The sequence below is a fragment of the Shinella sp. genome, assembly GCF_052438155.1.
Classification (GTDB): Bacteria; Pseudomonadota; Alphaproteobacteria; order Rhizobiales; family Rhizobiaceae; genus Shinella.
The window spans coordinates 28,632-50,640 of the sequence record NZ_JBQVPI010000001.1; the positions used below are offsets into that span (position 1 = coordinate 28,632).

At 63.4% G+C, this 22,009-nt stretch carries 20 protein-coding genes; 16 read left to right on the forward strand and 4 right to left on the reverse strand.

Annotation, left to right across the window (positions count from 1 at the left end):
• Positions 1 to 43 precede the first annotated feature (43 nt).
• Positions 44 to 967, reverse strand: a complete 924-nt coding sequence (locus tag ACT6VE_RS00110; protein ID WP_444796611.1) for a response regulator — start codon at positions 965 to 967, stop codon at positions 44 to 46.
• Entirely contained in the window at positions 960 to 4,331 is a 3,372-nt protein-coding gene (locus ACT6VE_RS00115; RefSeq protein ID WP_444796612.1) for a hybrid sensor histidine kinase/response regulator, read from the reverse strand. Before ACT6VE_RS00115 ends, ACT6VE_RS00110 begins: the two co-directional genes overlap by 8 nt.
• A 227-nt stretch (positions 4,332 to 4,558) precedes the next feature.
• Between ACT6VE_RS00115 and urtA the strand changes: the two genes are divergently transcribed.
• From urtA to ureG, 16 genes are all read left to right on the forward strand, one after another.
• Positions 4,559 to 5,851, forward strand: a complete 1,293-nt coding sequence (gene urtA, locus ACT6VE_RS00120) for an urea ABC transporter substrate-binding protein (protein ID WP_444796613.1) — start codon at positions 4,559 to 4,561, stop codon at positions 5,849 to 5,851.
• Between the two features lie 223 nt (positions 5,852 to 6,074).
• Positions 6,075 to 7,706 carry an urea ABC transporter permease subunit UrtB gene (gene urtB, locus ACT6VE_RS00125; protein WP_444796614.1) on the forward strand — a complete coding sequence of 544 codons (1,632 nt, stop codon included), beginning with the start codon at positions 6,075 to 6,077 and terminating at the stop codon, positions 7,704 to 7,706.
• Complete coding sequence (urtC, locus tag ACT6VE_RS00130) at positions 7,703 to 8,869, forward strand: urea ABC transporter permease subunit UrtC (RefSeq protein ID WP_444796615.1); 1,167 nt, start codon at positions 7,703 to 7,705, stop codon at positions 8,867 to 8,869. Before urtB ends, urtC begins: the two co-directional genes overlap by 4 nt.
• Before the next feature lie 5 nt (positions 8,870 to 8,874).
• Complete coding sequence (gene urtD / locus ACT6VE_RS00135) at positions 8,875 to 9,639, forward strand: urea ABC transporter ATP-binding protein UrtD (RefSeq protein ID WP_444796616.1); 765 nt, start codon at positions 8,875 to 8,877, stop codon at positions 9,637 to 9,639.
• Positions 9,640 to 9,643: 4 nt separating this feature from the next.
• Entirely contained in the window at positions 9,644 to 10,339 is a 696-nt protein-coding gene (urtE, locus tag ACT6VE_RS00140; protein ID WP_444796617.1) for an urea ABC transporter ATP-binding subunit UrtE, read from the forward strand.
• Positions 10,340 to 10,347: 8 nt separating this feature from the next.
• Positions 10,348 to 11,187 (forward strand): urease accessory protein UreD, encoded by an 840-nt coding sequence (locus ACT6VE_RS00145; protein WP_444796618.1) that lies wholly within the window; start codon positions 10,348 to 10,350, stop codon positions 11,185 to 11,187.
• A 21-nt stretch (positions 11,188 to 11,208) separates the two neighbouring features.
• The gene (locus ACT6VE_RS00150; protein ID WP_444796619.1) at positions 11,209 to 11,511 is read left to right on the forward strand and encodes an urease subunit gamma; all 303 of its coding nucleotides are present in this window, start codon (positions 11,209 to 11,211) and stop codon (positions 11,509 to 11,511) included.
• Positions 11,512 to 11,515: 4 nt separating this feature from the next.
• Positions 11,516 to 11,770, forward strand: coding sequence for a DUF1272 domain-containing protein (locus tag ACT6VE_RS00155; RefSeq protein ID WP_444796620.1), 255 nt, complete (start codon positions 11,516 to 11,518; stop codon positions 11,768 to 11,770).
• Between the two features lie 7 nt (positions 11,771 to 11,777).
• Positions 11,778 to 12,083, forward strand: a complete 306-nt coding sequence (locus tag ACT6VE_RS00160) for an urease subunit beta (RefSeq protein ID WP_444796621.1) — start codon at positions 11,778 to 11,780, stop codon at positions 12,081 to 12,083.
• A 1-nt stretch (position 12,084) separates the two neighbouring features.
• On the forward strand, positions 12,085 to 12,516 hold the full coding sequence (locus tag ACT6VE_RS00165) for a lysozyme inhibitor LprI family protein (RefSeq protein ID WP_444796622.1): 432 nt from the start codon (positions 12,085 to 12,087) through the stop codon (positions 12,514 to 12,516).
• Between the two features lie 3 nt (positions 12,517 to 12,519).
• Positions 12,520 to 13,140 (forward strand): Urease operon accessory protein, encoded by a 621-nt coding sequence (locus tag ACT6VE_RS00170; RefSeq protein ID WP_444796623.1) that lies wholly within the window; start codon positions 12,520 to 12,522, stop codon positions 13,138 to 13,140.
• A 31-nt stretch (positions 13,141 to 13,171) separates the two neighbouring features.
• The gene (ureC, locus tag ACT6VE_RS00175; protein WP_444796624.1) at positions 13,172 to 14,878 is read left to right on the forward strand and encodes an urease subunit alpha; all 1,707 of its coding nucleotides are present in this window, start codon (positions 13,172 to 13,174) and stop codon (positions 14,876 to 14,878) included.
• A 141-nt stretch (positions 14,879 to 15,019) separates the two neighbouring features.
• Positions 15,020 to 15,805: a GGDEF domain-containing protein gene (locus ACT6VE_RS00180; RefSeq protein ID WP_444796625.1), complete on the forward strand. Its 786-nt coding sequence runs from the start codon at positions 15,020 to 15,022 to the stop codon at positions 15,803 to 15,805.
• Positions 15,806 to 15,960: 155 nt separating this feature from the next.
• Entirely contained in the window at positions 15,961 to 16,386 is a 426-nt protein-coding gene (locus ACT6VE_RS00185) for an urease accessory protein UreE (protein WP_444796626.1), read from the forward strand.
• Positions 16,358 to 17,050 carry an urease accessory protein UreF gene (locus ACT6VE_RS00190; protein ID WP_444797421.1) on the forward strand — a complete coding sequence of 231 codons (693 nt, stop codon included), beginning with the start codon at positions 16,358 to 16,360 and terminating at the stop codon, positions 17,048 to 17,050. Before ACT6VE_RS00185 ends, ACT6VE_RS00190 begins: the two co-directional genes overlap by 29 nt.
• Positions 17,051 to 17,144: 94 nt before the next feature.
• Positions 17,145 to 17,756, forward strand: a complete 612-nt coding sequence (gene ureG / locus ACT6VE_RS00195; RefSeq protein ID WP_444796627.1) for an urease accessory protein UreG — start codon at positions 17,145 to 17,147, stop codon at positions 17,754 to 17,756.
• Here ureG and ACT6VE_RS00200 read toward each other — a convergent pair whose 3' ends face one another.
• Together ACT6VE_RS00200 and ACT6VE_RS00205 are read right to left on the reverse strand one after the other, a co-directional pair.
• Entirely contained in the window at positions 17,757 to 18,440 is a 684-nt protein-coding gene (locus tag ACT6VE_RS00200) for a Crp/Fnr family transcriptional regulator (protein WP_444796628.1), read from the reverse strand.
• A 155-nt stretch (positions 18,441 to 18,595) separates the two neighbouring features.
• Entirely contained in the window at positions 18,596 to 21,910 is a 3,315-nt protein-coding gene (locus ACT6VE_RS00205; protein ID WP_444796629.1) for an efflux RND transporter permease subunit, read from the reverse strand.
• Positions 21,911 to 22,009: the final 99 nt, after the last annotated feature.

Sequence of the window (22,009 nt, forward strand, 5' to 3'; positions counted from 1 at the left end):
CGGCCGCTTAACCTCAAGCCCGGCCTCGCGCCGGGCTTTTTTGTTAGACTTCGTGGAGGACGTGGGCCGCCTTGACGGCCGCGGATGCGCGGTTCTCGACACCGAGCTTCACGTAGATTTGTTCCAGATGCTTGGTGACGGTGCGTGAACTCAGTCCCAGAATTTCGCCGATATCCCGGTTGGCCTTGCCCTTGGCGATCCACAGCAGCACCTCGGATTCGCGCTGGGTCAGCGAGAAATGCTGGCGCAGGATCTCGTCGTCGGATAGCCGGTTCTCCGCGGTCAGGCGGAAGAGATATTCGTCCGCGCCGATCGCGCCGAGCAAGGAGAGTTGCAGGCTCGCCTGGCCCGTCTGCCGGATGGCGAAGGTGGTTTCGCGCGCCATGCCCGGCCGCTCGCGCGCCTTCATCCATGTGCGGATGTGCACGGATACCGCGTCGAGGCCTTCATCGCTGCCGGTGGCTGCATTGACGAGGCGTGTCGCCTGCGGTGTCGACCAGCGGATTTTTCCCTCACCGCTCACGGCAAGCAGATGCCGCCCCGCCGCATCCAGCGCGACGCGGGCGCTCTGGGCTGAGCGGGCATTGGTGAGGTGAACGCGTATGCGGGCGCGCAATTCGTCGATGTTGATCGGCTTGGTGAGATAGTCGACGCCGCCGGCCTCGAGTGCCCGCACGACATGTTCGGTCTCGGTCAGCCCGGTCATGAAGACGACGGGTACGGGGCTTGCCGCCGGGTTCGCCTTCAGGCGCTGACAGGTCTCGAAACCGTCCATGCCGGGCATGACGGCATCGAGCAGGATCATGTCCGGGGTGATGCGGTCGACGATGTTCAATGCCGAGGCGCCGGAGGTGGCGATCAGCACGGAAAAACCGGATTGCTCCAGCGCTTCGGTCAGAAAGCCGAGGGCTTCGGGTGAATCGTCGACGATGAGGACGATATCGCGCGGGGTGGCCGTTTCAGTCACGGGCAGCGTCCTCTTGGGGGTCCATGGTCTTCAGGAAAGCATCGTAACCGGAAAGATCGAAGGCCTGCACATAGGCGCGCACTGCATCGGTGAACGGCTGGTGTTCGGGCGTGCGGGCGATCTCGGCAAGCTTCGCCTCGATGCCGCGCACATAGCCGATCTCGCCGAGCCGGATCAATTCCTGCACATGGGTCTCCGCCGGAATGATGATGGCTGCCTTTTCGGGCTCCTTCACCATCGTCTCGCCCCGATAGATCCAATCGAGCCGCATATGCAAAGCAAGCTTGTCGGCAAGCTGGCGGATGTCGAAGGGTTTAGCCAGCGTGTCGTTGTGACCGTTCCGGGCGGAGGCGGAGCCGTCGCCGATATTGGCCGAGAGCATGATGATCGGGCCGGACTGGCCGAGAAGGCGCAGCCGTTCCACCAGCTCCCAGCCGTTCATGCCGGGCATGGAAATGTCGATCAGGAAAAGGTCGGGCTTCAAGCCTTCGATGAGCGACAGGCAATCCGCCGCACTTCGGGCCGTCAGCACCGTGAAATCGAGCGGCCGCAGCACCTCTTCCATCAGGTTGCGATGGTCCGCATTGTCGTCCACGACGAGGATGGTCCGCCGCGGCCCGCTATACCCCTTGATATGCAGGACCTTCGGTGCCGTCGGGCGGTCGATCGCCGAGAGCATGAGGCGCACCTTGAACTCCGTGCCCTTGTCGCGCTCGCTCTTCACCAAAATCTCGCCACCTAGCGTCTGGGTGAGCAGCCGGGTGATGGTGAGTCCCAGGCCGAGGCCCGGCATGCGGCCATGTTCGGCATCGCCGCGCTGGAAGGGCTCGAAGATGCGCGGCAGGTCCTTTTCCAGGATGCCGCGCCCGCTATCGGCGACGGTGAAGGTCGCGACCTGGCTGCGATAGATGACATCGAGCGAGATGCGACCGCTATCGGTGAATTTCATCGCATTGGAGATGAGGTTGACGAGGATCTGGCGCAGGCGTTTCTCGTCGGTGCGCACATATTGCGGCAGGCTGGCGGAGCGGCTGTGCTCGAAGGCCACGCCCTTCGCCTGCGCCTGCGGACGGAACATCTCGATGATCTGGTCGAGGAATTCGTGGATGTTGATCTCGTTCGAATAGACCTGCAACTTGCCGGCCTCGATCTTGGAAATGTCGAGCAGGCCGTCGATCAGTCCCGAGAGGTGATCGGCGCTGCGCTTGATGACGCGGATCGCGCCTTGGCGCTGCGGTGGTATGCTCTCGTCGCGCTCCAGCACCTGGGCATAGCCGAGCACGGCATTGAGCGGGGTGCGCAGCTCGTGGCTGAGCCCGACGACGTAGCGGCTCTTGGCGCGGTTGGCGGCCTCGGCCGTTTCCTTCGCCTGCTGGAGGGCAGCGTCGGTCTTCTTGTGCGCGGCGATTTCCTTGAGGAGGAGGGTGGTCTGGCGCGACGATTCTTCCTCGGCGACGACCCGGCTGTCATGCGCCAGCACATAGAACCAGCAGACGATGCCCGCCACCACGGCAAAGACGAAGAAGACGATGGCGATGGTGCGTTCCACCACGGTTGCCGTCTCCGGCGAACTGGTGGCGACCTGATGGGCGATCATGGCGAGGATGATGCCCATGCCGGTGATGGAGAGGGCGGTCGCGATGCCGTAGCGGCCAAGGCGCGTGCCAAGCGCTGCCGTCACCGGTGCCGGCAGGATGGTTTTTGCAACACCTGCCACCTGCGCGTTGAAGCGGGCCTTCGGCTTGCAGAGGTCATGGCAGCGGCTGTCGAGCGAACAGCAGAGCGAGCAGATCGGTGCGGCATAGGCCGGGCACCAGGCCATGTCTTCCGGCTCGAACGGATGTTCGCAGATCGAGCAGGTGATTGACTGCTCCTTCGCCCAGCTTCTGCGCGGCTTGCGGGCGAGGTAGTACTTGCCGCCTGTCGCCCAGGCGATGGCAGGGGAGGCGATGAAGGCGACAACAGCGGCGATGTAGGGCGCCAGCGAGGCGGGGATGTCGCCGAACGTGCCGAAATGGGCGGTGAGCGCGATGATCGCTGACAGCGTCATCGCGCCGAGACCGACCGGGTTGATGTCGTAGAGATGGGCGCGCTTGAACTCGATGCCGGGGGGCGAGAGGCCAAGCGGCTTGTTCAGGAAGAGATCGGCGGAAATCGTGCACAGCCAGGCCATGGCGACGATCGAGAAGACGCCCAGAGTCTCCTCCAGGAGCCGGTAGATGCCGAGCTCCATCAGGAGCAGCGCGATCGCCACATTGAAGACGAGCCAGATGACACGGCCGGGATGGCTGTGGGTCAGGCGCGAGAAGAAGTTCGACCAGGCGAGCGAGCCCGCATAGGCGTTCATCACATTGATCTTGAGCTGCGAGACCACCACGAAGGCCACCATCAGCAGCAGGGCCGCGCTATCCCACGGCAGCATGTAGCCGAAGGCGGTATAGTACATCTGCGCCGGATCGGCCGCCCGGGTGGAGGGCACGCCGGCCGACAGCGCCAGCACCACGAGGAACGACCCGGCGATCAGTTTCGGCGCGCCGACGATGACCCAGCCGGCACCGGCGAGAAACACCGCGATGCGGTGGTGCAGCTTGCGCTGCCCATCCGGCGGCAGGAAACGCAAAAAATCCACCTGCTCGCCGATCTGCGCCATCAGCGCGAAAATGACGGCGGAGGCTGCGCCGAACTCGACGAGGTTGAAGGGGGCATAGGTGCCGGGTGGGCCGGAAGCGTGGTGCAGGCCGGAATAGGCAAGCCACAGGTCGATCTTCTCCCAGTCCGCGAAGGCGATGAAGACGAAAGGGAGGATGTTGAGCACGATCCAGAACGGCTGGGTGATGAGCTGGAAGCGCGAGATGAGCTGCACGCCGTGCGTCACTAGCGGAATGACCACCACGGACGAAATGATGTAGCCGATCCACAGCGGTATGCCGAGCGCCAGCTCCAGCGCGCCGGACATGATGGAGGCTTCGATGGCGAACAGGATGAAGGTGAAGCTCGCATAGATCAGTGAGGTGAGCGTCGAGCCGATATAGCCGAAACTCGCACCGCGCGTGAGAAGATCGATATCGACGCCGTGGCGGATCGCGTAACGGCTGATCGGCAGGCCGACCAGCAGAATCATCAGGCTGGCGACGACGATGGCGACGATGGCGTTCGTCGTGCCATAGGACATGGTGATCGCGCCGCCGATCGCTTCCAGTGCCAGGAAGGAAATGGCGCCGATCGCGGTCTGCGAGATGCGATCGGAGGAGAAGCGCCGCGCGCTTTTGGCGGTGAAACGCAGCGCATAGTCTTCCAGCGTCTGGTTGGCGACCCAGCGATTGTACTCGCGGCGGATCGGTATGATGCGCTGGCGTGCGGCCATGTGTTCCTGCTGTTCCCAAGGCCCGTTATCCGGCCGTCCGAACCTTCGTAACACAGATGGTGCATGCCCGAAATTGGTGCATCGCGGCAAATGCTTCCCGCTTACCCCCGGCAACTACGCAATATGACGTATGTGCAGCGCAGCATCGCTGCCCGATAGTTTGTTAAGCAACGGTAAAAAAGCTTCCGCCCCGTTGCGGTCAAAAAAAGAACTAGAGGGGTTCCGACATGTCCATCAAGGCGCGCGCCACCGGCGCATTGCTTGCAGCCATTCTCTCGACAACCGCCTTCCACGGCGCTTTCGCAGCCGACGATACGATCAAGGTCGGCATCCTGCATTCGCTTTCCGGTACCATGGCAATCTCCGAGACGACGCTCAAGGATGCCATGCTCATGCTCATCGACGAGCAAAACAAGAAGGGCGGCCTGCTGGGCAAGCAGCTCGAAGCCGTCGTCGTCGATCCGGCATCCGACTGGCCGCTCTTCGCCGAAAAGGCGCGTGAGCTCGTTTCGGTCAACAAGGTCTCGGCCGTGTTCGGTTGCTGGACGTCCGTTTCACGCAAATCCGTGCTTCCAGTCTTCGAAGAGCTGAACTCGATCCTCTTCTACCCTGTCCAGTACGAGGGCGAAGAAAGCCAGCGCAACGTGTTCTATACGGGTGCGGCGCCGAACCAGCAGGCGATCCCGGCCGTCGATTATCTCGCCGAGAATGAAGGCGTCGAGCGCTGGGTTCTCGCCGGCACCGACTACGTCTATCCGCGCACGACCAACAAGATTCTCGAAGCCTACCTGATCTCCAAGGGCGTGAAGCCTGAGGACATCATGATCAACTACACGCCGTTCGGCCATTCCGACTGGCAGACGATCGTCTCCGACATCAAGAAGTTCGGCTCGGCCGGCAAGAAGACCGCCGTCGTCTCGACTATCAATGGTGACGCCAACGTTCCCTTCTACAAGGAACTTGGCAACCAGGGCGTCAAGGCGGAAGACATTCCGGTCGTCGCCTTCTCGGTCGGCGAAGAGGAACTGGCCGGTCTCGACACGAAGCCGCTCGTCGGCCACCTGGCTGCCTGGAACTACTTCCAGTCCGTCGAGAACCCGTCGAATGCCGAGTTCATCAAGACGTGGAAGGCCTTCACCAAGAACGAAAAGCGCGTCACCAACGACCCGATGGAAGCGCACTATATCGGCTTCAACATGTGGCTGAAGGCCGTCGAAAAGGCCGGCACGACAGACACGGACGCCGTGCTCGACGCGATGATCGGTGTCTCCGTGCCGAACCTCTCGGGCGGTCTCTCCACCATGATGCCGAACCACCACATCACCAAGCCCGTGCTGATCGGCGAAATCCAGGCCGACGGCCAGTTCGAGACCGTGTGGGAAACGCCCGGCCTCGTGGTCGGCGACGAGTGGTCGGACTTCCTGGCCGACTCCAAGGACCTGATCGCGGATTGGCGTGCGCCGATGTCGTGCGGCAACTTCAACGTCGCCACCGGCAAGTGCGGCGGCAAGGGTTCCTGATCCTGAAGGTGAGGGTGTCGCGTAGACCCCCTCAACCGCCTGCCGGCACCTTCTCCCCGCGGGGGAGAAGGGGAAGATCGCCAACGCCTCGTTTCCCTTCTCCCCTCGGGGAGAAGGTGGCCCGAAGGGCCGGATGAGGGGGCTTTGCCGACAAACCATTGTCCCGGCGTATCGCGCCGGGATTGAAGCCTTCCTTCCTTGCGTAACGCTTCGAGGTCATGAGATGCACGCGCGGCTCATCCATCGTTTCCTGCAATGCCTGCTGATCGCCTTCTGCGTGATGGTGACGATGCTTGCGACGGACCTCAGAGCCGCAGACGATCTGCGAACGATGGTCAATGCGCTCGGCGGCGGCAGTTTCCAGGAGAACCAGAAGCAGGTCGAAGCGCTCGCCAAGACGGGTGATCCTAAGATCGTTCCGGCGCTGGAGGCCTTGTCCGAGGGTGATCTCTACCAGCGCAAATCCGACGGCATGGTTTTCATCGTCAAGCCGGCCGGTTCCAATTTCAAACTCGTCGACGCCCTGACGGGAGACGCAGCCGGCGAGGAAGCCAAGGCGGCGCTCGAAAAGGTCAAGGTCAACAACGGACTGCGCCGGGTGATCCGCGCCGCACTCGGCGGCCTGACGCTGATGAGCCCTGATGCAGGCGTTCGCCTCCAGGCAGCGCAGACAATCCTGCGCACGCCATCCGCCGATTCCCTCGAAGGCCTCGATGCCGCTCTTGCCGGTGAAACGGACAGCGCGGTCAAGGCCGTGCTCGAAAAGGCCCGCGCGGCTTCGGTCCTCGTGTCCGATCGGCCGGTGGAGGAGAAGAAGGCCGCCATTGCCACCGTCGTCGAGACCGGCGGGCGGGATTCGTTGTCGCTGCTTTCCGGCGCGCTCTCTTCTGCCGATGAAAGCCTGCGGCCGGATATCGAGACCGGGATCCAGCAGATCGAGGACCAGCTGGAACTCTGGGCCGCCGGCCAGAACATCTGGTACGGCCTGTCGCTCGGCTCGGTGCTGCTGCTCGCGGCGATCGGGCTTGCCATCACCTTCGGCGTGATGGGCATCATCAACATGGCGCATGGCGAGATGGTCATGCTCGGCGCCTACACCACCTTCGTGGTGCAGGAGATCATTCGCAATTCCTATCCCGACGCCTTCGCCTGGTCGCTGGCGATCGCGTTGCCGCTCGCCTTCCTTGTCACCGGCGCGGTCGGCCTCGTCATGGAGCGCGGCATCATCCGCTTTCTCTACGGTCGGCCGCTTGAAACGCTGCTCGCCACCTGGGGCGTCTCGTTGATCCTCCAGCAGGCCGTGCGCTCGATCTTCGGGCCGACGAACCAGGAGGTCGGCAATCCGTCCTGGATGTCCGGCGCCTTTGAACTCGGCGGCCTCACCGTGACCTGGAACCGGCTCTGGATCATCGTCTTTTCACTCGCCGTCTTCGCCTTCCTGCTCTTCCTCTTGAAGAAGACGCCGATGGGCCTGCAGATGCGCGCCGTCACGCAGAACCGTCGCATGGCGTCTTCGATGGGTATCAGGACGCCCTGGGTCGATGCGCTGACCTTCGCGCTCGGCTCCGGCATTGCGGGCATCGCCGGCGTGGCGCTCAGCCAAATCGACAACGTCTCGCCGAACCTGGGGCAGGGCTACATCATCGACAGCTTCATGGTCGTGGTCTTCGGCGGCGTGGGCAATCTCTGGGGCACGCTGGTCGGCGCCTTCACGCTCGGCATCCTCAACAAATTCCTCGAGCCCTATGCCGGCGCCGTGCTCGGAAAAATCCTCGTGCTCGTGCTGATCATCCTCTTCATCCAGAAGCGGCCGCGCGGGCTCTTCGCACTCAAGGGACGGGCGGTGGAAGCATGATCACGTCGTTTCTCGCCAAGGCGCTCGGGCGCAACATCGTCATCACGGTCGCGATCCTGCTCCTGCTCGCAGCCCTCGTTCCGGCGCTCAACCTGCTGACGGCGCCGGACCATCCGCTGCATGTGCCGACCTATATCGTCTCGCTGTTCGGCAAGTACCTGACCTATGCGCTGCTGGCGCTGGCACTCGATCTCGTCTGGGGTTTCTGCGGCATCCTCTCGCTCGGCCATGCAGCCTTTTTCGCGCTCGGCGGCTACGCCATGGGCATGTACCTGATGCGTCAGATCGGCGCGCGCGGCTCCTACGGCAACCCGCTGCTGCCGGACTTCATGGTGTTCCTCAACTGGAAGGAACTGCCCTGGTTCTGGTACGGCTTCGACATGTTCTGGTTCGCGGCCCTGATGGCGATCGTCGTGCCGGGCCTGCTCGCCTTCGTCTTCGGCTGGTTCGCCTTTCGCTCGCGTGTCAACGGCGTCTATCTGTCGATCATCACTCAGGCGATGACCTTCGCCCTGCTGCTCGCCTTTTTCCGCAACGACATGGGCTTCGGCGGCAACAACGGCCTCACGGACTTCAAGGACATTCTGGGCTTTAACATTCAGGCAAACGGCACGCGCTCCGCACTCTTTGCGGCCTCGGCGATCGCCCTCGCCCTTTCGCTGATCATCACCTCGGGCATCGTGCGCTCGAAATACGGAAAAATCCTCGTCGGCGTGCGCGATGCGGAAAGCCGCACGCGGTTCCTCGGCTATCGTGTCGAGCATATGAAGCTGTTCGCCTTCGTGGTCTCCGCCATGATGGCCGGTGTCGCGGGCGCGCTCTACGTGCCGCAGGTCGGCATCATCAATCCCGGCGAGTTCGATCCGGCCAATTCCATCGAGGTCGTCATCTGGACGGCGGTCGGCGGGCGCGGCACGCTGATCGGCCCGATCGTCGGCGCCATCCTCGTCAACGGCGGCAAGAGCATCTTTACCGCTGCCTTCCCGGAATTCTGGCTCTTCGCACTCGGCGGCCTCTTCGTGCTGGTCACGCTCTTCCTGCCCAAGGGCATCGTCGGCACGGCACGCCAGTTCGTCGAGCGGCGCAAGGAATACCGCAAGGCGAGGGAGGCCGAAGACGCGCGGGCCTTTGCGACGGCGGCAGAACCCCAGGCGGCGGAGTGACCGGCATGAACACCCTCGTTGGCAACACAAAACCCAACAGCATCCTCTATCTCGACGGTGTCTCCGTCTCCTTCGATGGCTTCAAGGCCTTGAATTCGCTCTCCTTCGTCATCGAGCCCGGCGAACTGCGCGCGATCATCGGCCCCAACGGCGCGGGCAAGACGACGATGATGGACATCATCACCGGCAAGACGCGGCCGGATTCTGGCGAAGTCTTCTTCAAGGGCTCGATCGATCTCACGCAGAAAGACGAGGCGGAGATCGCCCAGCTCGGCATCGGCCGCAAGTTCCAGAAGCCGACGGTCTTCGAGAGCCACACCGTCTGGGACAATCTGGAACTGGCGCTCAACCGCAATCGCGGCGTCTTCTCCACGCTGTTCTATCGCCTCACCGCCGAGGACAAGGCGCGCATCGAGGAAATCCTCTCGACCGTGCGCCTCGCCAACCGCAAGGACGATTTTGCCGCCAATCTCAGCCACGGCCAGAAACAATGGCTGGAGATCGGCATGCTGCTCGCGCAGGAGCCGGAACTGCTGCTGGTCGATGAGCCGGTCGCCGGCATGACGGACGCGGAGACGGCGGAAACCGCCATCCTGCTGAAGGAGATCGCCAAGACCCGCTCGGTGGTCGTCGTCGAGCACGACATGGGCTTCATCCGCGATCTCGGCGTCAAGGTGACCTGCCTTGCCGAAGGGTCTGTTCTGGCGGAAGGCTCGATCGACTTCGTCAGCGCCGACCAGAAGGTCATCGAGAACTATCTGGGGAGATGAGGCCATGCTGACCGTCGAAAACGTCAATCTCCACTACGGTGCCGCACAGGCGCTGCGCGGCATCTCGTTGAATGCCGAGATGGGCAAGATTACCTGCGTGCTCGGCCGCAACGGCGTCGGCAAGTCGAGCCTGCTGCGGGCGATTACCGGCCAGCATCCGCTCTCCTCCGGCAGCGTCGCCTTCAACGATGTCAAGCTCGACGGCATGGCGCCCTATAATCGTGCCAAGCAGGGCATCGGTTATGTGCCGCAGGGTCGCGAGATCTTTCCGCTGCTGACGGTGAAGGAAAACCTCGAATCCGGTTACGCTCCGGTGAGGCGTTCGGACCGCTTCATTCCGAACGAGATCTTCAGCCTCTTTCCGGTGCTGCAATCCATGCTCGGCCGGCGCGGCGGGGACCTCTCCGGCGGCCAGCAGCAGCAGCTCGCCATCGGCCGGGCGCTGGTGACGCGGCCGAAAATCCTCGTGCTCGACGAACCGACCGAGGGCATCCAGCCGTCGATCATCAAGGATATCGGCCGGGCGATCAAATATCTGCGCGATTCCACCGGCATGGCTATCCTGCTTGTGGAGCAGTATCTCGATTTCTGCCGAGAGCTTGCGGATCACGTCTACATCATGGATCGTGGCGAGATCGTGCATGAGGGGGTGGCGGAGACGCTGGATACTCCCGAGGCGCGCAGACATCTAACGGTATGATCACACTCTTGGAACGACCGCTTGTTCAGGATGGGGAAGCCAATCCCGTCCGCCCGCAACGGGCGCGCGGCACCGGGCGGCTGGCGACAAAAGCCTCTGTCGGCGGCACGCGGCTCGACGTGCTCTACCAGGAGGGCTGCGCCAAGATCCGCCTGCCAAAGACGTTTGACGGGACGATGGAGGCTGTCCTTATCAATACAGCTGGTGGTCTGACGGGTGGGGACCGTATCGACTGGACGTTTGATGTTGGCGCCGGCACGCACCTGACCGCGACCACGCAAGCCTGCGAGAGGGCCTACAAGGCAAGCGCCTCTACCGCAACGGTCGAGACGCGCATCGTAGTCGGTGCCGGAGCGCGGGCGGACTGGCTGCCGCAGGAAACCATTCTTTTCGACCGGTCTTCGCTCCGCCGCAAGCTGGAGGTCGATCTGGCCGATGATGCGACTTTTCTCGCGGTCGAGGCCATTCTGCTTGGCCGCAAGGCGATGGGCGAAAGGATGGAAACGGGGTTGTTTCGCGATCGCTGGCGCATCCGTCGCGCCGGTAAGCTAATCCACGCTGAGGAAGCGCGCCTGGAGGGCGATGTCGCTGCCTTGACGGATGAACGGGCGGTGCTTGCGGGTGGGCGCGCTTTCGCGACCGTGCTGTTGTGCGGCCGCAATGCCGAGGTACATCTGGAGCCATTGCGCCGGTTGCTGGAGGGGGCCGAGGGCGGCGTCAGCCATTGGCAGGACAAGCTCGTTGCCCGCGTCGTTGCGGCCGATGGTTTCGCGCTCAGAAAAAAACTCATCCCGGTCATTTCGCACTTGCGCAATGGCGCGAGCGTGCCGAAAGTCTGGACACTGTAAGAACAAAGCGATGGAACGCCCATGAATTTGACACCCCGCGAAAAAGACAAACTGCTGATCGCCATGGCAGCGATCGTGGCGCGCAAGCGGCTGGAGCGCGGCGTGAAACTCAACCATCCCGAAGCGATCGCGCTCATCACCGACTATGTCGTGGAAGGCGCGCGCGACGGCCGGTCCGTCGCCGATCTGATGGCGGCGGGCGCGCATGTCATCAGCCGCGACCAGGTGATGGAAGGCATCCCCGAGATGATCCACGACATCCAGGTGGAAGCGACCTTTCCCGACGGCACGAAACTCGTGACCGTGCACGAACCGATACGGTAGGACCATGCTGGATCTTCGACCCAACTGCGAATGCTGCGACCGCGATCTTCGGCCGGAAAGCTCGGAGGCGATGATCTGCACGTTCGAATGCACCTTCTGCGCCGATTGCGTGAGCAACGTCCTTGGCGGCGTCTGCCCGAATTGCGGCGGCGACTTCGCGCGTCGGCCGGTGCGGCCTGCTGCGCTGCTTGCGAAATATCCGCCATCCACCAAGCGGGTCCTGAAAGCCGAAGGCTGCGGCCCGGCGGAAGCTGCGTGAGGAAGACATGATCCCGGGTGAAATCATCACGGCCACCGGCGACCTCGAACTGAACGCGGGCCTGCCGGTCACGACGCTGGACGTCTCCAATACCGGCGACCGGCCGATCCAGGTCGGCAGCCACTATCATTTCTACGAAACGAATTCCGGGCTTTCCTTCGACCGCGAGACGACGCGCGGCCTGCGGCTCGATATCCCTGCCGGCACGGCCGTGCGCTTCGAGCCGGGGCAGACGCGGACGGTGCGTCTCATACCCTTCGCCGGCAAGCGGGAGATCTACGGTTTTCGTCAAAGCGTGATGGGAAAGCTCTGATATGGCTTTTCCTCTGAGAGTCCTGCTCGCTTCTGCTGCATTTCTCGTCTCGGCTTCATTTTCTGCTGCGCAGGATGGCGAGCCGGAGATCGACTGCAACAATGCCATGGCGCAGATCGAGATGAACATCTGTGCCGACCGCGACTACCAGGCGGCCGACACGGACCTCAATGCCGTCTACAAGAAGGCGATGGCGGCGGCCCGCGAAATGGACGCGCAAGCCAAGGAGATGGGCGAGCATTATGTCGGTGCCGTCGATGCGTTGAAGCGCGCCCAGCGGGCGTGGATCGGCTATCGCGACGGCCAGTGCGAGCTGGCGGGGTTCGAGGCGCGGGGCGGCTCGATGGAGCCGATGCTGGTTTCCGGCTGCCTCGCCGATCTCACGCGCAAGCGCACGGCCGAACTGAAGACCGTCTACGAGCAGAAAAACTGAGGGGTGCCGGTGTCGCGCAGGATCGTCATCGTCGGCAATGGTGACATCCCGGAAGGGCTGGCCGGCGTGATCGATTCCGCCGATATGGTGATCCGCTTCAACCTCTGCCGTTCGGCGGGGCGCGGCGGTTTCAAGACGGATATCATCGCCGCCTGCAACACTGGCCGACCGGCGCTGGATATGCTGGCCGGCGGACGCTGGAAGGCGAGCGAGACCGTGCGGCAGGCGCAGGAAATCTGGTGTGTGCGCACATCGGAGGTCTTTTCCGAGATGCGCGCGGCGCTTGCGCAAAGCCATCCGGACCTCGACGATTTCTGCGACGACTACACGATCGGGTTTGAAACCTTCGCCGAGGCCACCGGCCGGCGGCTGGGCAGAATTCCGGTCGCCGTTCACCATGCGGTCGACGCCGCGCTCAAGGCCTTCGATCCGGCGCCCTATGTGGTGCCGAGTTCCGGGCTCATCGTCATCGCCCATGTCCTCGAAAACGTTGCCAAGCAGGGTGACCGCATTTCCATTGCCGGCTTCGGTCACCAGGGCTGGCAATGGCATCCTTTCGCCGCGGAGCGGCGCTGGGTCAATGCGCTGATCGCCGCCGGCCGTCTCGATCGTCTCGACCAATAAAACAAACACCTGCCTCCCGGGGAACTTGACCATGTCCTACAGAATGTCCCGCGCCGCCTATGCCAGCATGTTCGGCCCGACCACCGGCGACAGGGTGCGTCTTGCCGATACGGAACTCTTCGCGGAGGTGGAGAAGGATTTTACCACCTATGGCGACGAGGTGAAGTTCGGTGGCGGCAAGGTCATCCGCGACGGCATGGGGCAGAGCCAGGCGACGCGCGCCGAAGGCGCTGTCGATACCGTCATCACCAATGCGCTGATCATCGATCATAGCGGGATCTTCAAGGCGGATGTCGGCCTGAAGAACGGGCGTATCGCCGGGCTCGGCAAGGCTGGCAATCCGGATACGCAGCCGGGCGTCACCATCATCGTCGGCCCCTCGACGGAGGTGATTGCGGGAGAAGGCAAGATCCTCACTGCGGGCGGCATGGATGCGCATATCCACTATATCTGCCCGCAGCAGATCGAGGAGGCGCTGGTCAGCGGCATCACCACGATGCTCGGCGGCGGTTCCGGCCCGGCGCACGGCACGTTGGCGACGACCTGCACGGGCGCCTGGCATATCGAGCGCATGATCGAGAGTTTCGATGCCTTTCCGATGAACCTCGCGCTCGCCGGCAAGGGCAATGCCTCGCTGCCTGCGCCGATCGAGGAAATGGTCAAGGCCGGCGCCTCGTCGCTGAAGCTGCACGAGGATTGGGGCACCACGCCGGCGGCGATCGACTGCTGCCTTTCCGTTGCCGACGAATATGATGTGCAGGTGATGATCCACACGGACACGCTCAACGAAAGCGGCTTCGTCGAGGATACGATAGACGCTATCAGGGGCCGCACCATCCACGCCTTCCACACGGAAGGGGCGGGCGGCGGGCATGCGCCTGATATCATCAAGATCTGCGGCCACTCGAACGTTATTCCGTCCTCTACAAACCCGACGCGGCCCTACACGGTCAACACGATAGCCGAGCATCTCGATATGCTGATGGTCTGCCATCATCTGTCGTCGTCTATCCCCGAGGACATCGCCTTTGCCGAAAGCCGCATCCGTAAGGAGACGATTGCGGCGGAGGATATTCTCCACGATATCGGCGCCTTCTCGATCATTTCCTCCGACAGCCAGGCCATGGGTCGCGTCGGTGAGGTGGCGATCCGCACCTGGCAGACGGCGGACAAGATGAAGCGCCAGCGCGGCCGGCTTGCCGGCGAGACGGGTGACAACGACAACCTGCGCATTCGGCGCTATATCGCGAAATACACGATCAATCCGGCCATCGCCCAGGGGTTGAGCCATGAGATCGGTTCGATCGAAGTGGGCAAGCGGGCGGATCTCGTGCTGTGGAACCCGGCCTTCTTCGGTGTGAAGCCCGATATGGTGCTGCTTGGCGGGACGATCACCATGGCGCCGATGGGGGATCCGAATGCCTCGATCCCGACGCCGCAGCCGGTGCATTATCGCCCGATGTTCGGCGCCTTCGGCAAAATGCGCACGAATTCCTCCGTCACCTTCGTCTCGCAGGCGGCGATCGATCTTGGCCTTCGGGAGCGCCTGGGCGTTGCCAAGCAGTTGCTGCCAGTGCGCAATACGCGCACGATCTCCAAGGCCTCGATGATCCTGAACGACCTGACGCCGCATATCGAGGTGGACCCGGAGACCTATGAGGTGCGGGCCGATGGCGAGCTTCTGACCTGCGAGCCCGCCACCGTGCTGCCCATGGCGCAGCGCTATTTCCTTTTTTAGGTTCAAAACGGCACAGTTAAACTTGTATCGAACGCATTATCGGAGTCTGAAAGGAAGTGGCGTAATGTCTCTTTGTTGATGATGGAGAGATTTATGCGCGGCAGGGTGGCCCTTTGGATGAGGGCCCAGTGGGAGGTGGGTGTGTTCCAGACGCGAGCCGACATTTCGATGTTCGTGCTGAACACCGTTCTGGTGGCGATCACGCTCGCCACGGCGGCCTATCTCATGATCGCGGCAATCCTCGTGAATTTCACCCTTTCGACTCATGCTTTTCCCGCGGCCCTCGACTTCGGCACCTCGACGACAGTCCTGATCTCGGCGAGCGTCCTGGCGCTGCTAGCCTGGCTGCTTGGCATGGCCATCCACGAAATTTCGCTGTCGCGCGCCGAATTCGAGCGGGTGAGCCGGCTCGACCCGCTGTCCGGCCTGTTGAACCGGCCGGCCTTCGTCGAAGAACTGGCAGGCCGCACCGTTAACGGTTTCTTCGTGCTGTTCGATGTCGATCGCTTCAAATTCGTCAATGACGGGCATGGCCATGCGGCCGGCGACGCGGCCATCGTTGCCGTCGCAGAGGAACTGGCGCGGGTCTTTTCGCCGCCGCATCTTGTCGGGCGCTTCGGTGGTTCGGCGTTCGCCGTGTTCTTCGAGAACGAGGACCGTGGCGACTGCGGCATGCTCGTGGAAGAGGTGCGCCGATCGGTCGCCGCGCGCCGGGTCGAAACCGCCCATGGCGTCGCCGCCGTCACACTGTCGGCAGGTATCGCTGACCGACCCGCGGAGCGGGCGTTCGAAGCGACCTTCGAGGCGGCGGACCGGGCGCTCTATCTTGCCAAGTCGCTCGGCCGTGACCGGGCGACCCACGAGGACGAGGGCGACGGTCTGCTCGAGCCGAGCCGCCGGGTCGCTGCCGGCGGGCGCCGGCGCTGAGGCTGGCCTACGCCAAATGACGTAGTCGGTCGCTTCGACGGTTTCCTTGGCCTGGCAAACATGCTTTTCTCGGCGGGACTTATCCATCGACACCCGAGGTCGCCTTGCCCTATCGCTCAACGGAAGTCCTGCCGCACGGTACCGGCGGAAACCGCATGCCCATCGATGTCGTCGTGCTGACGCATGACCAGCGCCATGTGCGCCGCAAGCTCCTGCACATGCAGCACGACGATGTGGTGATGCTCGACCTGAAGGAGCCGGTGCAGCTTGCCCATGGCGACCTGTTGCTCACGGAGACGGGGGAGGTTGTCGAGGTGATTGCCGCGGAGGAGGAGCTTTACGAGGTGACGCCGAAGAGCCCTCTGCATCTCATCGAACTCGCCTGGCATCTCGGCAACCGCCACTTGCAGGCTCAAATCGAGGAAGGTCGTATCCTCATCCTGCGCGACCATGTGATCCGCGACATGCTGACCGGACTTGGCGCCCTTGTTCGGGATGTTTCCGAGCCGTTCCATCCGGCGCGGGGCGCCTATCACGGCGCCGGTCATGACCATGGGCATCACAACCATAACCATGGCTGATACGGTATCGCCCGAAGCGCTGGTCCGGCTGATGACCTGGCTCTCGCCGGCCTTTCCGGTCGGGGCCTTTGCCTATTCCGGTGGGGTCGAGCAGGTGGTGGCCGATGGCGATATCCACGATGTCGTCACGCTTCGGGACTGGCTTGCGAGCCTTTTGGCGCATGGCACGCTCTGGAATGATGCGGTGCTTTTTGCGGAGGCGCACCGTTCTGTCGAAGACGCCGCCCGGCTCGCCGACGTTGCGGCCCTTGCGGAAGCCCTGTCGGGCTCGGCGGAGCGGCATCGCGAGACGATGTTGCAGGGCGAGGCTTTTCTTGCCGCCGCGGCAAGCTGGCCGCATCCGGTGCTGGACATGCTTGGCGAGGCGGCCGCCTATCCGGTAGCCGTCGGTGCGGTGTCAGGCGGGCATCGCATTGCGGCCGAGACGGCGCTTGCGGCCTATCTGCACGCGGTCGTTTCCAATCTCGTCTCCGTCGCGATCCGCTGCGGCGTGATCGGCCAGCGGGATGGCGTGGCGACGCTTGCCGGGCTTGAGGGGCGGGTCCTCGCGCTTGCCGCCGCGGCATCCCGCTCGACGCTCGACGATCTTGGGTCCGCCACCATTCGGGCCGATATTGCCAGCCTCAAACATGAGACACTGGCGACCCGGCTGTTTCGCTCGTGAGCATGTCTGTTGCGACGCCCAGACAGGCACAGGTTTTCAATGACGGTAGGGCGGCGGTCCCGGCTGCCCGTTCCAGGCTTTTCGGAGGTTTTGAATGACATCGAAGAACGGTCCCCTGCGCGTCGGCATCGGCGGCCCCGTCGGTTCGGGCAAGACGGCGCTCACCGAAAAGCTCTGCAAGGCGATGCGCGAGCACTACTCGGTGGCGGTCGTCACCAATGATATCTACACGAAGGAGGATGCCGAGGCGCTGGTGCGCATGCAGGCGCTGCCTTCGGACCGCATTGTCGGGGTGGAGACGGGCGGCTGCCCGCACACCGCGATCCGCGAGGATGCGTCGATCAATCTCCAGGCGATCGCCGATCTCAACCGGCGTTTTCCCGAACTGGACGTGGTCTTCATCGAATCGGGTGGCGACAATCTGGCGGCGACCTTTTCACCCGACCTTGCGGACCTGACGATCTATGTCATTTCCGTCTGCCAGGGCGAGGAAATCCCACGCAAGGGCGGCCCCGGCATTACGCGCTCCGACCTGCTCGTCATCAACAAGAAGGACCTGGCGCCCTATGTCGGCGCCGATCTCGAGGTGATGGAGCGGGATGCCGGACGCATGCGCGCGGCGCGCCCTTTCGTCTTCTCCGACATGAAGCGGGGGGAGGGCGTCGACCGGATCGTCGACTTCCTTCGTGTTCAGGGCGGGCTCTGATCAGACGCGCCGGAGCGCCTCGGGATCCCCGATATGAACGAGGCGACCGCGCACATTGACGCCGTGGTCGCGCAACATGGAGAAGGCCCGCGACAGGGCTTCGGGGGCGAGGCCCAGCTTTCCGGCAAGCAGGCTCTTCTGGTAGGGCAGGCGGAAGCTGACGGCCTTGCCATCCTGCGAGCAATGGGCGAGCAGATAGCGTGCAACGCGCTGTGGCGCCGTGTGCAGCCGGTCGTTGGCGAGGCAGCCGAAAACCTTGGAGAGTTGGGTGGAGAGGGCATTGGCCAGCGCCACTGCCAGATCCGGTCGGCGGGAGGCTATGTCGCGCACGCGCTTCAGGTCGAAGCGGGCGATGAGGGACGGTTCGGCGGCCTGGGCGGTTGCGGCATAGCGGCCGCCGTCGAGCACCACGCTGGCGCCGATGAGATCACCCGGGCCGTAGAGTTCGACGTCCGCCTCGCGTCCGTCCGGATCGAGCTTGTAGAGACGAATATAGCCGGACAGCACGCAATGCAGCATGTCGGCGGGCTCGCCCTCGCGAAACAAGATCTGCCGCGCCGGCAGGTTGCCGATGACGGCGATCTCCATCATGGCTGCGACGCTTTCCACGCCAAGCACCGACAGAAGTCCGGAATTCAGCAGGGTTTCCCGTTCCCGGGCACCGGGTTTCATCAGCCTGTTCATCGATCTCACTCCATGCTCCCGCAGGCGTCGTTCGGTCTTTGATGACAGGACGATAGTCGAGGGTGGGCAAGTGCGAATTGATTTCGATCAATGAACACGAAACGGGCGGGCTCGTTTTCGACGAGCCGGCCGCTTCCGATCTGGGTCGCGGCTGCCTATTCGGCAGCGAGCGTCGAGTGGTGCACGACACTGAGGTGGTTGCGCTCGCCACCCTTCTTCTTCTCGAGCGTTTCGATGCGCTTTTCGAGGTCGGACACGTCGCGCGCCGTCTGGTCGGCAAGGCGGGTGAGCGCCTCCGGCTCCATTGCCAGCAGTTCGTCGTCCTTCTTGCCGACGAAGCGGCCGAAGATCCAGCCGAGCAGGCGCGACAGGTCGTCCATGATGAGGAAGAACGACGGTACGACGACGAGCGAGAGCACCGTCGAAACGATGATGCCGCCGATGACCGCGATCGCCATGGGTGACCGGAACGAACCGCCTTCGCCGACGCCGAGTGCTGAAGGCAGCATGCCGGCCGACATGGCAATCGAGGTCATGACGATCGGGCGGGCGCGTTTGCGGCCGGCCTCGATCATTGCCTCCACGCGGTGCATGCCCTGGTGCATCATCTCGATGGCGAAGTCGACGAGCAGGATCGCGTTTTTCGTCACGATGCCCATCAGCATCAGGATGCCGATGAGAACGGGCATGGAAAGCGCGTTCTGCGTCAGGATCAGGCCCGCGGCCACGCCGCCGATGGCGAGCGGCAGTGACAGCAGGATGGTGAAGGGCTGGATCACGTCCTTGAACAGAAGGATCAGCACCATCAACACGAGCAGCAGGCCGAGCAGCATGGCATTGCCGAAGGACTGCTGCATCTCGCCCTGGATTTCGGCGTCGCCGCTTTCCATGAACTGTACGCTCGGCGGCATGTCGATGCTGTTGGCGATCTCCTTGAAGCGGCCCGTGGCGGTATCGAGCGCCACGCCCTGCTGGAGGTCGGAGCCGATCGAGACGACGCGGTTGCGGTTGTGCCGCTTGATCGAGCTCGGTCCCTCGGAATATTCGATATCCGCGACGGTGGAGAGCGGCACGACCTGCCCGCTCGCCGCCTGGATCTTCAGGTTGCGGATGGCGGCAAGGTCGGCGCGGAAGCCGCGGTCGACCTGTACGCGGATCGGGATCAGGCGGTCGTCCAGCGAGACCTTGCTGAGCTGGGCGTCGATATCGCCGATGGTGGCGACACGCACCACTTCGGCGATCTGCGCCGTGGTGATGCCGAGGCGGGCCATCTGCTCGTCACGCGGGCGGATCTGCAGTTCCGGCCGTGGCAGCGAGCCTTCCGAACTGACATTGGACAGGACCGGATCGGCGCGCAGCTTGGATTCCAGCACGGCGACGGTGTTGTTGAGGTCCGCCTCGTTGTTGGACAGCAGGTTGAACGCCAGGTCGCGCTCGCCACGGTCGTTGAGCTTGATGATGCGCACGTCCGGGATCTGGCGCAGCGTCGCGAAGATTTCCTTCTCGATATCCCACTGCGGACGCACGCGACCGTGCGCTTCCATCTTCGGCAGGTATTGGCCGACGACTGGGATACGGCCGAGCACGTCGTTCACCAGCTTGTAGGTCAGCGAGTGTTCGAGCTTGTCGAGAATGACCGTGACGGAGGCGCGGCGCAGTTCCAGGTCGCCCTTCGGCGACGAGCCGCCGAGCACGAAGACACTTTCGACGCCGTTGATGTCCTTGACCCGCTCGTAGATCTGCGTGGTCGTGCGATCGGTATCCGAAAGCATCGCATCCGGCGGCAATTCCACGGAGAGAACGACGCGGGAAGCGTCTTCCGGCGGCAGGAAGCTGCCGGGAACCGTGGCCAGCAGCATGATCGAGCCGGCGAGGAAGGCGAAGGCGGCAATCAGCGTGAGGTAGCGGGCATACCATGTGCTCGTCGTCGTGCTGACGAGCCAGGTATAGAACCGCATGAAGGCGCCTTCCTTCTCCTCGCCATGGCCGTCCCCATCGCCGGAGCGCATGAGATAGGCCGCCATGACCGGCGTAATGAGACGCGCCACCGCGAGCGAGAAGAACACCGAGACGGCCACCGTCAGGCCGAACTGGATGAAGTACTGGCCAGGAATGCCAGGCATGAACGAGACCGGCACGAAGACGGCAATGATGGTGAAGGTCGTCGCGATGACGGCGAGGCCGATTTCGTCGGCGGCCTCGATTGCCGCCTTGTAGGGCGACTTGCCCATGCGGATGTGCCGCGCGATGTTCTCGATCTCGACGATCGCGTCGTCGACGAGGATGCCGGTCGCAAGCGTCAGTGCAAGGAACGAGACCAGGTTCAGCGAGAAGCCGAGCATGTCCATGACAAAGAAGGTCGGGATAACCGAAAGCGGCAGCGCAACGGCGGAGATCAGCGTTGCCCGCCAGTTGCGCAGGAAGAGCAGAACCACCGCAACGGCGAGGAGCGCACCTTCAAGCAGCGTGTGCAACGCGGCTTCATAGTTGCCGTAGGTGAAGTAGACCGCGTCATCGACCAGCTGGATCGAGACGTCGGGATACTGCGTGCGCACCTTTTCCAGCGATTCGGCGACCGATTCGGCGACGGTGACTTCACTGGCACCCTTGGAGCGGAAGACCGCGAAGGTCACCACCGGATTGCCGTTGAAGCGCGAGAAGGAGCGCGGCTCCTCATAGGTGTCGGTGACCGTGCCGAGCTCCGAAAGCCGCACGAAGCGGTCGTTCGGTAGCGCGATCATGGTGTTCGTCAGCTTCTCGACGGAGCGGGCGTCACCGAGGGTACGGATCGCCTGCTCGGCGCCGGCGATCTGGCCGCGACCGGAACCGGAATCCGCATTCATGTTGCGGATCTGGCGGTTCACGTCTGCGGCGGTAATGCCGAAGGATTCGAGCTTGTCGGCGTTGAGGTCGATGCGCACCTCGCGGTCGGCGCCGCCGAAGCGGTCGATCTTGCCGATGCCGGGTCGGCCCTGCAGGGCGCGCTTGACCTTGTCGTCGACGAACCACGATAGTTCCTCGAGCGTCATGTTCGGTGAAGAGACGGCGAAGGACTGGATCGCCTGGCCTTCCACGTCGATCTTGGTGACGACGGGTTCCTCGATCGATGCCGGCAGGTCGCTGCGAATGCGGTCGATCGCATCCTTGACGTCCTGAAGCGCCTGGTTCGTCGGCTTTTCGATCTCGAAGAGCACGGAGGTCACCGAGCTGCCGTCCGTCACGGTGGACGTGATGTCGTCCACCCCTTCGATGCCGGCGACCGCGTCCTCGATCTCCTTGGTGACCTGCACTTCCAGTTCCGCCGGGGCGGCGCCGCTCTGCGTCACGCTGATGGCGATAACCGGGACGTCGATGTTCGGGAAGCGCGTGATGGGCAGCGCGTAAAAGGATTGGATGCCGATATACATCAGCAGGAAAAACGCGAGCAGCGGCGCAATCGGATTGCGAATGGACCAAGCTGAAAAGTTCATGTCCCCAAAGTCCTCGATAAGAGACCAGACGTTCTTCAGGTTCCCGCCCGCCCGGGTCACCTGTCATGCTACCGGGCGCCCCAGCCCGGCATTCTCTTC

Coding starts and splice junctions, on each gene's coding strand:
- ACT6VE_RS00115 (WP_444796612.1), bottom strand. CDS start 4,331: ATGGCCGCACGCCAGCGCATCATACCGATCCGCCGCGAGTACAATCGC.
- urtA (WP_444796613.1), top strand. CDS start 4,559: ATGTCCATCAAGGCGCGCGCCACCGGCGCATTGCTTGCAGCCATTCTC.
- urtB (WP_444796614.1), top strand. CDS start 6,075: ATGCACGCGCGGCTCATCCATCGTTTCCTGCAATGCCTGCTGATCGCC.
- urtC (WP_444796615.1), top strand. CDS start 7,703: ATGATCACGTCGTTTCTCGCCAAGGCGCTCGGGCGCAACATCGTCATC.
- urtD (WP_444796616.1), top strand. CDS start 8,875: ATGAACACCCTCGTTGGCAACACAAAACCCAACAGCATCCTCTATCTC.
- urtE (WP_444796617.1), top strand. CDS start 9,644: ATGCTGACCGTCGAAAACGTCAATCTCCACTACGGTGCCGCACAGGCG.
- ACT6VE_RS00150 (WP_444796619.1), top strand. CDS start 11,209: ATGAATTTGACACCCCGCGAAAAAGACAAACTGCTGATCGCCATGGCA.
- ACT6VE_RS00155 (WP_444796620.1), top strand. CDS start 11,516: ATGCTGGATCTTCGACCCAACTGCGAATGCTGCGACCGCGATCTTCGG.
- ACT6VE_RS00160 (WP_444796621.1), top strand. CDS start 11,778: ATGATCCCGGGTGAAATCATCACGGCCACCGGCGACCTCGAACTGAAC.
- ACT6VE_RS00165 (WP_444796622.1), top strand. CDS start 12,085: ATGGCTTTTCCTCTGAGAGTCCTGCTCGCTTCTGCTGCATTTCTCGTC.
- ureC (WP_444796624.1), top strand. CDS start 13,172: ATGTCCTACAGAATGTCCCGCGCCGCCTATGCCAGCATGTTCGGCCCG.
- ACT6VE_RS00185 (WP_444796626.1), top strand. CDS start 15,961: ATGCCCATCGATGTCGTCGTGCTGACGCATGACCAGCGCCATGTGCGC.
- ACT6VE_RS00190 (WP_444797421.1), top strand. CDS start 16,358: ATGGGCATCACAACCATAACCATGGCTGATACGGTATCGCCCGAAGCG.
- ureG (WP_444796627.1), top strand. CDS start 17,145: ATGACATCGAAGAACGGTCCCCTGCGCGTCGGCATCGGCGGCCCCGTC.
- ACT6VE_RS00200 (WP_444796628.1), bottom strand. CDS start 18,440: ATGAACAGGCTGATGAAACCCGGTGCCCGGGAACGGGAAACCCTGCTG.
- ACT6VE_RS00205 (WP_444796629.1), bottom strand. CDS start 21,910: ATGAACTTTTCAGCTTGGTCCATTCGCAATCCGATTGCGCCGCTGCTC.